Source organism: Saprospiraceae bacterium (assembly GCA_016709995.1).
In the GTDB taxonomy this organism is placed as follows: Bacteria; Bacteroidota; Bacteroidia; order Chitinophagales; family Saprospiraceae; genus JADJLQ01.
Window position 1 is genome coordinate 856,252 of sequence record JADJLQ010000002.1, and the last position, 12,538, is coordinate 868,789.

General features: G+C 42.0%; 8 protein-coding genes. 3 read left to right on the forward strand and 5 right to left on the reverse strand.

Annotation, left to right across the window (positions count from 1 at the left end):
• Window positions 1-41: 41 nt before the first annotated feature.
• The 5 genes from IPJ09_17850 to IPJ09_17870 form a co-directional block, all read right to left on the reverse strand.
• Entirely contained in the window at window positions 42-824 is a 783-nt protein-coding gene (locus IPJ09_17850) for a hypothetical protein (protein ID MBK7373261.1), read from the reverse strand.
• 80 nt (window positions 825-904) lie between these two features.
• Window positions 905-2,629, reverse strand: a complete 1,725-nt coding sequence (locus tag IPJ09_17855; protein MBK7373262.1) for a cellulase family glycosylhydrolase — start codon at window positions 2,627-2,629, stop codon at window positions 905-907.
• 205 nt (window positions 2,630-2,834) lie between these two features.
• Window positions 2,835-3,785, reverse strand: coding sequence for a sugar phosphate isomerase/epimerase (locus IPJ09_17860; GenBank protein MBK7373263.1), 951 nt, complete (start codon window positions 3,783-3,785; stop codon window positions 2,835-2,837).
• Between the two features lie 144 nt (window positions 3,786-3,929).
• Window positions 3,930-4,304, reverse strand: a complete 375-nt coding sequence (locus tag IPJ09_17865) for a DUF1801 domain-containing protein (protein MBK7373264.1) — start codon at window positions 4,302-4,304, stop codon at window positions 3,930-3,932.
• Between the two features lie 16 nt (window positions 4,305-4,320).
• Window positions 4,321-5,169, reverse strand: a complete 849-nt coding sequence (locus IPJ09_17870) for a VOC family protein (GenBank protein MBK7373265.1) — start codon at window positions 5,167-5,169, stop codon at window positions 4,321-4,323.
• A gap of 374 nt (window positions 5,170-5,543) precedes the next feature.
• Here IPJ09_17870 and IPJ09_17875 point away from each other — a divergent pair, with 374 nt between their 5' ends.
• Genes IPJ09_17875 through IPJ09_17885 form a run of 3 tightly spaced genes read left to right on the forward strand, consistent with a single transcriptional unit; the run spans window position 5,544 to window position 12,476 of the window.
• On the forward strand, window positions 5,544-7,169 hold the full coding sequence (locus IPJ09_17875) for a BNR-4 repeat-containing protein (GenBank protein MBK7373266.1): 1,626 nt from the start codon (window positions 5,544-5,546) through the stop codon (window positions 7,167-7,169).
• A gap of 55 nt (window positions 7,170-7,224) precedes the next feature.
• Window positions 7,225-10,164 carry a glycoside hydrolase gene (locus IPJ09_17880; protein MBK7373267.1) on the forward strand — a complete coding sequence of 980 codons (2,940 nt, stop codon included), beginning with the start codon at window positions 7,225-7,227 and terminating at the stop codon, window positions 10,162-10,164.
• The gene (locus IPJ09_17885; GenBank protein ID MBK7373268.1) at window positions 10,161-12,476 is read left to right on the forward strand and encodes a hypothetical protein; all 2,316 of its coding nucleotides are present in this window, start codon (window positions 10,161-10,163) and stop codon (window positions 12,474-12,476) included. The genes IPJ09_17880 and IPJ09_17885 overlap by 4 nt, the downstream gene beginning before the upstream one ends.
• The last annotated feature ends 62 nt before the right edge of the window (window positions 12,477-12,538 follow it).

The following is a 12,538-nucleotide window of genomic DNA, read 5'->3' on the forward strand; positions in this document are numbered from 1 at the left end:
TACTGTAATGTTCGCTAATGTGCAGTCCCAGGCTAATTCATTTAAATATTGGAATCCAAAATCACCTTCCATGGTCCATCGGTCGTTTTCTGCCATATCAATATATATTTGCCTGCATAAGAGCCACTACCCTGACCAATTTCAAAAACTTCTGCGTCATTGACCCGCAGGGTGAATAAAGGGGTAAGGGTGAGGTGATATCCAGGACTGTTCATGTACTGATATTCTCTGATAATGTCCTCTGTACCCTGGATGATTGGCTTGTGATTGTAATAAATAGCTCGTGGTGCATATAGCTGAGATACTAGTTGATTTACCTGATGCTGATTGCACAATTTCATCCAGGCTTGGCGTTGTACATCGATCAATGGATCTATGGTCGAATATGCCTGACCGGGAGCGATATATTCAAGTTCTTTTTTCCTGCTTCCGGTTTTGGTATTCCAGATGATCAACCGTCTGTATTGATGTTGATCTGTAGTCCTGAATCCACTGATCTCGTAGATGATGCTTGAATCTCCGGTCGCAGGTGTACTGTACAGCATAAAAGCCGAATCTATCTTCATCGGATGCTCTGACAAATAACGAAGGATGTCAGCTTTGCCTACTTTTAATGGTTCAGAGTGGACCATCAGCACAGCATGGTCGAGATAATTATTTTCCAAAGGATCTTGCTCGCTCAAGGATCGACTTATAGGTGCCGTCACCTTATCTGTAGATACCTTAGAAGCTATATTTGAGGATGATTGGTTAGAAGAATTGCAAGCAATTTGAAATGCCACACTAATGACTAAAAGATAACAATGAAACTTGTCAATAATCATAATTCTAAGAATTTTTATCTTCTTGCTTGTTCCGTTTTTGAACTAGGTCCAGGTGAAAAGACAATCCAGCCTGGCTCCACTTACTCTTTCACCATCTTTTTCACTCCCCAACCCTGATCTCCAAGGATCTCAACGGCATAAGTCCCCGGGCTCAATCCACTCACATCTATTTTGGCATCACCACGCACTATTTTCCTGATCAGCCTACCCTGCATATCGACGATGTGCAGCATTTTATAATCTTTCATGCCAAGGATCGTAAAATGATCCCTGACCGGGTTGGGCGATAGTTTAATCCGGTCAGTCCAGCTGTCAGCATAGCCGGATACTACATCCTTTACTTCTTCCACTTTGATGCTGGCTATGGATATCTTAGCTACTTTGGTGCCGAGGTCAAATACAATCCTGGCAAGGTCGTCGGTCGTAGAAGCCATCTCAAAACTATAGATATAATCTACCATGCTAGAGGTCAAGGAAATGGATTTATACCCTGAATAACTATTCCATGGATCTCCGTTCTTACCCAGGTAGTTGGTGATGGATACCGGCACATCGGAGGAGGCTTTTATAGTGACTTGATACCTGCTATTTTTTTTAAGGGAGATAGGGGCTTTGACTAATTGTACATGCCAACCTTCAGTACCAGCCTGGGTAACATTGATGAGGCCGGTACCATTGGATCTTGAGAGCGTAGCGGACGCCGCTGGCTGCAGGTATAGGTTCCAACCATCGCCCGGTGAAAAATTACCTTCAAAAACCAATACAGTCGTCTGTTGTTTTGCAGGTAGCATAGGGGTCTTTAACAAGGCATCAGACAGGGCGGTAAGGTATTGATTGGTCGTGGGGTTAAAAATTCCAAAACCCGCGCTCCATTCCCAATAGGTCCAACTAAAGTCCTGCTGCTCAAACCATCGAGCCAGAAAATTAGACCATTTGACCCTGCTGTCAATATCGGCACGACTGTAGGCACCAAACTCGCCGATATGGATGGGTTTGTTTTTTTCCTTGGCCAGTGCTTTGACAAAGGCAAATGAGCTGGCTACCTCATCTCGCTCCAGGGTAGTATTCTCCCATTTGGTGCCGAGCCAGGCATCAGCGCCATTGACCCATTCAGCACCCTGATGGGTAAATGAAAAGGGCTCGTAATAATGAATAGTAAGGATGATGTAATCGTCATCAGGAAATACCAGATCAGGCACTCCGGCCAGACCTCCCCAGGGATCAGTCCCCATCAATACAGCACGCGTAGGATTGGTCTTCCTGATTTCGGCCAAAGCATCTTTAAAAAACACATTCCATTTCTGGGGCGTCAGGGCAGAATTGGGTTCGTTCATCACTTCAAAAAGCAATCGATGATCATAGGCTTTGAAGTAAGCAGCGATCTGTGACCACTGGCTTATAAATCGTGCTTTAGCTCCATCCGGATCCTGAAAGATCGCATCGTGATGATGCATATTGATGATGACATACAGGTTTTCTGCAAGGGCTTTGTCGATCACATATTTTATCCTTTCTAAAAAACTTGCATTGATGGTATAGGGAGCGGACTGCTGCGTTCTGGCTGCCACATCCCACCTGATAGGGATCCTCACATGATTGAATCCAAGTGCTGCAATCCGTTGAAAATAATCATCGCGAAAAGGATTACCCCATTCGGTCTCCGAAGGAGCCTCAAACATATTGCCCAAATTGACCCCTTTTCCAAGATTTTTATTGATCTCAAATACAGTAGGTGATTGACCAAATGACCAATAGCATGATAAGGTCATTAAGAGGATCGCCGGTACGATGATATATTTCTGCATGGAGTAAAATTAAAATATTATGGGTAGATAAGATGTTAATTTGCACCTCGACATATAATAACAATCATCTTGTACGAATGAAGAAGCTTGATTCTAATAGAAGTATCCTTGGCCTATATCCGGCCACCAATTTAAATCATATGATATAAAAGCCCTTAGACTGAAATCTAGACCCAAACTCGATTAGATAAAAAGATAGGTGATACTAAACACCTACCGTGGCCATCGCCTTCCTGATAGCATCCATATTTATTTTCAATGCGGCATCATTGTCCAAATCATTGAGTACCTGGTTGAACGGTTCGGTACGAAGGGGGCCATCAAATCCAATGTCTAACAAACCTTGCATAAACTCTTTGGTATTGATGACACCGGTAGCCATGGGCAGTTCACGCTTACCATCTTGTTGTTCGATGCGGGTAAACCCTAAACGGGCATCGTTGAGGTCTACATGAGACACATCTTCAGCTTTGAGTGAACGGATGTCATCCCCTTTGTCATCTGCGCAAAACCAGTGGAAGCTATCCAACACTACACCAACATTACTTTCATTGATATTGGCTATAAGTTCTTTGCATTCTTTTAAAGAGCAGATGAAGGGGTACCTGCCAGCAGTCAATAAAGTCCTCATGCCGAGGTACTCAATGCCGAGTCGCACTCCATAATCTTTCATGACTTTGGCACACTCACCCAGGCGATAGGCAGTTTGTCTCATGTTTTCGTTGTAAGTCAGGTCCCGTGAAGAGGAGATGATCCAGGTATTAAGTCGTGCAGCTCCCATTTTCTCCATGGTCTGGACGAATTTTTTCAGACTTTTAAAATCATCGTTAAATTTAGTTTTGCTTTGACGAAACTCTACAGGGATATTGGTCGTATCCCAACCCAGGTTATGCGCTTGTGCTTTTGCTACCGTGTCTGCAAGCTGACTTTCAGAATAGTTCATCACTTCATTGATGTAGGGACTCACCGCTTCGTATCCATACTTGATCGCATAATCTATGGCCTCCTGTTGATTGGCCTTGACTCCAATGATCCCTGGGTTAAGCGCTATCTTAAATTTTCTTTCAGGTGGTGGAACTGTATACATTGCGTTCATACCAATGCCGGTACCTGCTATAGCGATGGAAGATGATTTTACAAAATTTCGACGATCCATGTTTTAGATATTTAATTAATACTCATGAAGATAACTGAAAATAATTTTTACTGAGCAGATTATGACCATCTTTAGCATAGCTACACTAAAAAAAATCATCAGAGCGTTTCTACATGGTTGGATAGGCGTTCCATTTTTTACGCTTCATTTCTTCTTTGCTTCTGCCTTTGCCAGGTTTTGAGCCATTTTATATTTGACCATTTTGGAGATCAGGCTGATGGGCAAACGCTTATCAATAGGAAACTGAATAGAGCCTTTACCCATTTTATATCCTGCCAATTCTTTTATAAATGCTTCATTGGCGGCAGGGGTAGCATAAAATCCTATATGTTCTTTAAAAGCAGCAAAATATACCAGGGGCCCATGATATTTGTAGGCAGGCATATTATAACTAATAGATTCTTCAGCTTTAGGAGCTGCTTTTTGTATAGTATCTCGCATAAGTTTTAACAGGACCTGAGTGTCCTTTGGAAATCCAATGATGTACTCGTCAACATTTTTTGCTTGCAGTTCTTTCATTATAAATATTGAAATATCAACTCTCAGCAGCGTCTATTAACTCCTGGATATCAAATTTATTCATTTTCATAAAAGCCCCAACTGCTTTAGGTGCCTTGTTAGGGTCACTCATAAGTTTGGACAAAACAGAAGGCACAATTTGCCAGGACACCCCAAATGGATCTTTGAGCCAGCCACACCGACCCTCAGTACCACCTTCAGTTAACTTATACCAGTAGTGATCTATTTCTTCCTGGGTATCACAATTGACCACAAAAGAAAGTCCTTCATTAAAATCAAAATCATGATTGCCCGGGCCATCCATCGCTGAAAATAAGTCATGATTTAATTCAAAATGGCCAAATTGGAGATATCCCTCCGGCTGGGGGCTATCAGGCCCGTATCGTTGCAAGGGGTGGATCTTTGAATCCGGAAATATCGAGGTGTATAAATTGATCGCTGACTCTGCATTGCCAAATTGTTGATTGACAAACAGAAGAGATGGATTGATTTTTAAACTTCCATCAGGCAGACTACCGATCATGAGCTGCCATGTCAACCCAAATTTGTCTTTGACCCATCCGTATTTTTCACTCCAGGGATATTTATCCAGTGGCATAAGGGCACTTCCACCTTCGATTAATTTGTTCCAAATGACTTGCAGTTCGTCCCCATCCGTAGTGGTATAAAATAATGAAATCGCTGGGTTGATACTATAAGCCGGACCCCCATTGAGACCCATGACTTTAAATCCTCCTATTTCAAAATTGGCCACCATAGCATTATCTGAGGTGATCCTCGAGTTTTCAAAGATCGAACAATAGAAGGTAGCTGCCTCCTTGGCCTGGCCATCAAACCACAAACAAGGATAGATTGGATTGGTCATATATCAAAGGTCGATATTTTTCTCAAAAAAACTAAATATGAATAGCTCACCCTACTTGTCGAAGCAGCCGACTCTTCCAAAAGATATTTCAAACTTGACTTTAATGTAAAAAAGCAGGTATGTCAATGATAAATGATCAAATGCGTTTCCATTCGCGGTTTTGGGGGTAATTTTATTCCATATTCAGGAAGAAAGGGTGACCATGACTAGCCATAGCGAATAATTGCTGTATTGTTATGGGATAAAGCGGAGAAAAAAACCAATTTACTTTTAGACTAAAATAAAATGTTACAAATGCAATGAATACGGCAAGCAATAAGGAAAAAGCAGCGAAGCTTCATTTGGAGCCTTTTGTTCCAATAATTGACAAACAAATGAAATATTATAAAATCATCTTTACTTATCTATTGTTATTGACCTGGTCTGTTATCGGTAGCAGCACAGGTTTATCTGAACCGGATGAAAAATCCTTGAATACCAAAGCCAGTCAATTAGCCATAGATAAAGCAGACAGCATTGGACAAAATATGTTAGTTGTACCCGGATGGGATAATCTGACAGGCAGTCTCGAGATAAAGACTGGCGCGGACCTTCCTCTGCAAAAGCATGCCATCTTACCTGGAAGCATCCATCGGTATGATTACAAAAGCATAAATCGCCACAAATCATTTGTTTTGTATGTTGATTCTACAGCTTATTTCGCTGAAAATGGTTTCGGCAGACCATTGCAAACGATTCAGCATCCGTCGGGTGAATATTATAAGGGAACCACTTACCTGGCTTACCAGGGGCCAAAGGAAGATCCCTATGTTTGTGCCTATAATCACCGGACAAAAGTTTGGAGCGGGCCCGTCAAGGCAGGGACGAGCGCACTGGGCAAGACTCCGAATCCAAAATATCCGGATAAGATTGATAATCATGGACGCCCTGCGCTGATCGTTGATGGCAAAGGATATATCCATTTAATTTTTGGCGGACATGGCGGAGAGAGCGATCAGGGAAATAATTCGCTGGGGTCATACGGCAGTGGAAGGCAAACTCATCTCGTTTCAAAAAAACCAGGCGATATCTCCTCCTGGGAAATACTGGATAACATTCCTCCTTTTGGGACTTATAGCCAGTTTATCAAAATGTCGAATAACCACATTTATTTATTCTACCGGCACGGACCTCATCAGAGCGACTGGGTATATCAAAAATCCATCGACAATGGCAGGACTTTTGCTAGCCCGGTGTCCATTCTTAAACATAAACCTCAAAAGGAAAATCCGAAAATATATGATACCTGGTATGCCTGGTTTCAGGAGGGACCGGATAATACTGTTACATCTTCTTTCAATTATCATCCATGTTCATATAGTTTGGAGCATACCTCCCTTCGGGTAAATGAATATGCGATGAAGATGAATACGGTCGATGATACCTGGGAAAATGCGAAAGGAGAGAAGTTGGCCATGCCTCTGACCAAAGAATCTGCAGATTCCCTGACAATGGTTTTTGACTCAAAGGGAGAAAAGACGCGACTGGGGACCAATCTGGCAGATTCTCATGGAAACCCACATTTATATTTCCGGTACAATTCAAAAAGTCCCGCAATTTTTTATAGTGGGTGGACTGGAAAAGGGTGGCAAACTTCGACCATAAATCCCCCTGAATATACTTTTAATGATGGGGATCTGATCTTTGAAAATGAAGATAGAACCCGATTTTTTGCTTCTTACAGTCTTATGGATCACAACGAAGTTGGCTGGTGGAATTCCAAAGACCATGGCTTAACATGGGAAAAAGAAGCACCCATGCTCTCCTCTACAGAGGCAACTTATGAAATGAGTGCTTTGATACGAAATGCTCACCCGGACGCGCGGGTGATTGTTGCCGAAACACCAGTCAACCCGGAAGGAAAGTACAGTAAATTATATCTGCTTGGCAATTCAGGTCCTGTAAAAAGGAATAAATTACATTTAGATAAGAGCGGTGCAAGTCAAAAAGGGGGACATTAAGGATTGAATTTTCGAAAATCTTTGAAATCAGACGATAAATCAAATAATAAAACAAATGATAAATCATTCAGCCTTAGTTGCCATCTGCTTTTTTTTGTTGAATTACCTCAGTGATGGTAAACCAAAGGGTAGTGTTGAAGCAGCAGATTACAGCTACTTGAAAGAAAACTTTAAAAATCCCCCATCAAACTATGGTGTAAACTGCTGGTGGTGGTGGCTCAATGGCAATGTAAACAATGCAGCCATTACCAAAGATCTGGAAGCCATGAAATCCAGAAATTTTCAGGGAGCAATGATATTTGATGCCGGTGGTCATAATCAACGTGGAAATAAAGATATTCCTGCGGGTCCATTATTTGGCTCGGATGAGTGGAATAAACTATTGGTTTTTGCTATGGACGAAGCCAAAAGGCTGGGACTGGAAATGGGCTTTAATATTCAAAGTGGCTGGAACCTGGGTGGGCCACGGGTAACCCCTGAATACACTGCAAAACAAATTGTTTTTACAGAAACAAAAGTATCAGGGAACAGGCAAATTTCGCAAAAATTAGAGGTGCCAACAATTCGAAGAGACTTTTATAAAGACATTGTTGTAGTAGCATTTCCAATTAAAGTATCTTCTGAAACAGATGTGGTAATTACTGATTTGGAATATAAATTGGGTTATCATGAACTTGGAGGTTCGGCCCCGGATACGCGGTTTCTGTTGGAAAATATACCCAGTGGCAGAAAAAACAATGATAAAAAATCGACTTACATCATCAAAAAAGGCGAAGTAACTATTCTCTCGTCTAAAATGGATAGGGAAGGAAACCTTACATGGCATGCCCCTGAAGGAGAATGGGTAATCATTCGCTTCGGATATACTTGTACCGACTCACGTGTGTCTACTTCAAGTGGCGATTGGCAAGGCAGCGTGTTGGATTACATGAGCAGGGATGCCTTCGATTTTTACTGGAACGATGTGGTGGAACCCATTTTTAAAGCGGCAGGTGGACACGTTGGTACTACGCTTAAATACATGGAAACCGACAGCTGGGAGTGTGGTGGAATGAACTGGACGGATAAATTTGCCGAAGAGTTTAAAAGCTACCGGGGCTATGACCTTATACGTTATTTACCTATTGTTGCAGGTTATGTTATAGATGATGTAAATTCATCCAATGCATTTATCGCCGATTTTCGAAAAACTTTGGGCGACCTGGTTGCGTACAATCACTATGCGCGTTTTCAGGAGCATGCTCATAAATACAATATGGGAATTCTGCCTGAATCAGCCGGTCCACATGCCGGTCCGATGGATGGGATTAAGAACTACGGTTTTAGTGATATTGTGATGAGTGAATTCTGGTCACCATCGCTACACCGCCCAATGCCTGAAAATCGATTCTTTCTGAAACAAGCTTCCTCTGCGGCCCATATTTACGGAAAAAAAATAATTGGTGCCGAATCATTCACCAGCATTGGCCCACACTGGAACGATGAATTGTGGCACAACCAAAAATCAGCCTTCGATCATGAAATTTGCGCAGGCTTAAACAGGTTGTACTTTCATACTTTTACCTGTTCACCGCCTGAAATGGGTTTGCCTGGGCAGGAGTATTTTGCCGGCACCCATATAAATCCACAGGTGACATGGTGGGAGCAGTCCGGTGTCTTTATTGATTATATACATAGAACGCAGTTAATCGTTCAAAACGGAAAATTTGTAGCCGATGTGCTTTATTATTACGGCGACCATGTGCCCAATGTGTTTCCTTTTAAACATGCTGACCCTGCCGGAGCTATACCTGGATTTGACTACGATGTGACTGATGAAACCATTTTTTTGCAACTGAAAATGAAAGACGGGAAGATAACTGCTCCCGGGGGTATTCAGTATCATGTTTTGGTTTTGCCTGACCATAAGGTATTGTCTGCAGCAGTATTAGAGAAAGTGGAAGAATTATTAAATCAGGGGGCACAGATCATCGGTTACAAACCCAAAAATTCTATTAGCCTTGTTGGTGGCGAAACAGCGCAGCAGCAATTTACCGAACTAACGGACAATATCTGGGGAAAAGGTGGTTCTGAAAAAGGAGAAAAAAAATATGGGAAAGGTCTTATAAGCTGGGGGATATCAGCAAGGGAATTTCTGTTGTCGAAAGGAGTCCCAGCCGACTTTAATGTAGTTGAGAGCGATAGTAAAACAGACTATGATTACATCCATTATACCATTGGGCAGAGTGAAGTATATTTCGTTACCAATCAAACTACAGAAAAACAAAAGATAAACTGCCAGTTTCGGTTATCAGGATTACAACCTGAACTTTGGGACGCCTTAACGGGAGATATTCGGGAAGCCCAGGCGTTTACTCAAAATGAAGGTATAACAACGGTACCATTGACCTTAGAGCCCTATGGAGCTGTTATGGTCGTTTTTAACACGCCGATTGGCAAAAACAAACAAGGCACCGAACAATATAATTACCCCGACTTTGAAACAATAATAAACATTACTGGTGAATGGGAAGTCAATTTCGACCCAAAATGGGGAGGACCGCCATCAGTAATTTTCCCTGAATTAACAGACTGGACTAAACACCCGGATGAAGGAATTAAATACTATTCAGGTAATGCAGTTTATCACAAATCCTTTAATGTGGATTTTGAACCTCAAAAAGATCGGCAATACTTCCTGCAACTGGGAAGTGTAAAAGATGTAGGAATTGCAGTGGTAAAAATCAATGGGAAAGAAAAAGGAATTCTTTGGACAAATCCCTTCCGTATAGAGATTAGCGAAGAATTACAAAAAGGCAAAAATACCCTTGAGATAAAGGTTGTGAATTCCTGGCACAACCGGGTGGCAGGTGATCAAACATTCCCTGAAAAAAAACAAAATACCAAAACAAATATTGAGCTGATAAATGATTACAGAGGAAGAAAGCAAAAAGAGATACCGTTGGAGCCATCTGGTTTGCTGGGTCCCGTTCAAATTTTAAAGGTCAATAAATGAAGCAAGCTGATTTCTTACGCAATGCTGTTATTGTGGCATGCTTTTTCCTGGCTTTTTCACTGCAAGTGCAAAGTCAGGTCAAAACGAATATTGATTGGCCGGTTTTTCTGGGTCAACAGGATCCCATTTGGGAAGAACTGCCGCTGCAATGGAACGAAGGCGTATTTGCAGGAAATGGTCAAATAGGGATGATGATTTATGCAACGCCTTCAGACAACCGAATCGATTTTCACCTGGGTCGGCAGGATGTGACCGACCACCGGAAAGCGCCCAACCGTAAATCTTCCATGGGAGCGAAGGAGGCTGATGTGATGTTTGATTATCCTCGATTGGATATTGGCCGCATGCTTTTACGCCCGGCCGGGAAAATCATTTCAGGAACCATGCGGCAGGATTTATGGAATGCTGAAATCAGTGGAAAAATTATAACTGATCTGGGTGAAATTTCATTCAAAGCTTATACACTCCACGACCAAATGCTCAATGTCATTGAGATTAGCTCTTCTGAAAAAAAGGATAGCAGCAAGGTTGCATTCAAATGGGATTTTTTACCGGGAAATCCAGCCTCTCCTAGAGCACAGGTTCTTCCTGAGCGAATTGGAAAAGAGGGTTATATCGCCAATCCCAACCCAATAATCCGCAGAAAAAATGATGCATCAGTATGTGTACAACCCTTGTTGGCAGGAGGAGATTATGCTACAGCATGGATAGAAAAAACAACAGAGGAAGCATCACAGTCCACCTTGTATGTTTCCACAGCCAACGAAGTGCCAAAATCAGGTGTCTCTGAGGGAGCCGCAACTCAAACGGTTCTCGATGCGGCAAAATCTGATCCACAGGATCTCATAAAACCTCATCGTGACTGGTGGCATCGGTTTTATCAGCAATCATTTCTATCTATTCCTGATGTGCGAATGGAGTCTTTTTTCTGGATTCAGATTTACAAGATGGCAGTATGTTCGCGGCCTGATGGCCCTGCTATTGATTTGTTTGGCCCCATTTTTCGCGTGAGTCAATGGCCGGGTCTTTGGTGGAACCTGAACGTGCAACTGACCTACTGGCCCTTTTATACGAGCAATCATCTCAACCTGTCCGGTAATTTAATTGACCTTATTGATAAACAATTTGAGTCCTTACTCGAAAGCTTTCTTGGGCCTAAACTGGGTGATTTCGGATGGGTGATGCATAATTACTGGTTGCAATATCGCTATTTGGGCGACTGGAAATCAATCCAGGATAAATGGGTTCCCAAAGCCATGAAAATTGTTGCAGCTTATGAAGAATTGCAGCACAGAAATGCAAAAGGGAAAATTGAATTGTTACCGATGGGGTCACCCGAATACAATGGATTTGCTGTTTTCCCAAATACAAATTACAACCTTGCCATTTTACATTGGTTGCTTAATTCACTCATTGAATCAAATGAAAAATTTGATGCCCATCAATCCGAAATAGTTAAATGGAAACTGATGCTGGCTGATCTAATTCCCTTTCCTGTAGACGAAAATGGATTGAAGATTGGAAGCAACCAGTCGTTTGATACAGGGCATCGCCATTATTCCCATTTACTCGGGTTATACCCCTTGTTTCAGTTAAGCCCGGATAATCCAGAGGATCGCCAACTGGTAGAAAAATCTGTGATTCACTGGCATAATATCAGTAAGGATGGAAAATTGAACGGTTATTCCTTTACTGGCGCAGCCTCGTTATATGCGGCGCTTGGCAATGGGAACAAGGCCGGGGAGCTTCTTCAGCAATTTCTTTCCGGGAAAGATTACAAAGGGGATCTATTACCAAACACAATGTATGTAGAAGGTAAAGGGAGAAATCCGGTTATAGAAACTCCACTTAGTGCTGCCGCCTCCATCATGGAGTTACTTCTTCAAAGTTGGGGCAATAAAATCAGGGTCTTTCCTGCCGTACCTGATCAGTGGAAAGATGCTTCCTTTTACCAGCTAAGAGCACAGGGAGGATTTTTGGTAAGTGCCTCCAGAAGTAACGGAAAAACAAGATGGATTACGGTAAAAAGTCTGGCAGGAGAACCCTGCATTGTGAAAATCCCGGACTGGACTATGGCAGTGCAAATAAGCAAAGGGAACAGGTTTACAATAACCAGCATTGCGGATGGTGAATTCAAGATTGACCTTAAAGTGGGTGACGAAATAATATTGAATCAGAAAGATGAAAAAGTTGAAGCAGTAATAAAACCAATAGCGCATGCTTTGCAAGTAAAAAACCAATACGGAGTCAAAAAAGGACAACAAATGCCCGAAGATCAAAGTTGGCCTTTGCCCGAATTTAAATTTGAGTAAACAATTTAAATATGGAGCCAAGCCTATTTATACTAACATCACTCAGGTTATCAGCATATTTT

Coding starts and splice junctions, on each gene's coding strand:
- IPJ09_17850 (MBK7373261.1), bottom strand. CDS start 824: ATGATTATTGACAAGTTTCATTGTTATCTTTTAGTCATTAGTGTGGCA.
- IPJ09_17855 (MBK7373262.1), bottom strand. CDS start 2,629: ATGCAGAAATATATCATCGTACCGGCGATCCTCTTAATGACCTTATCA.
- IPJ09_17860 (MBK7373263.1), bottom strand. CDS start 3,785: ATGGATCGTCGAAATTTTGTAAAATCATCTTCCATCGCTATAGCAGGT.
- IPJ09_17865 (MBK7373264.1), bottom strand. CDS start 4,304: ATGAAAGAACTGCAAGCAAAAAATGTTGACGAGTACATCATTGGATTT.
- IPJ09_17870 (MBK7373265.1), bottom strand. CDS start 5,169: ATGACCAATCCAATCTATCCTTGTTTGTGGTTTGATGGCCAGGCCAAG.
- IPJ09_17875 (MBK7373266.1), top strand. CDS start 5,544: ATGAAATATTATAAAATCATCTTTACTTATCTATTGTTATTGACCTGG.
- IPJ09_17880 (MBK7373267.1), top strand. CDS start 7,225: ATGATAAATCATTCAGCCTTAGTTGCCATCTGCTTTTTTTTGTTGAAT.
- IPJ09_17885 (MBK7373268.1), top strand. CDS start 10,161: ATGAAGCAAGCTGATTTCTTACGCAATGCTGTTATTGTGGCATGCTTT.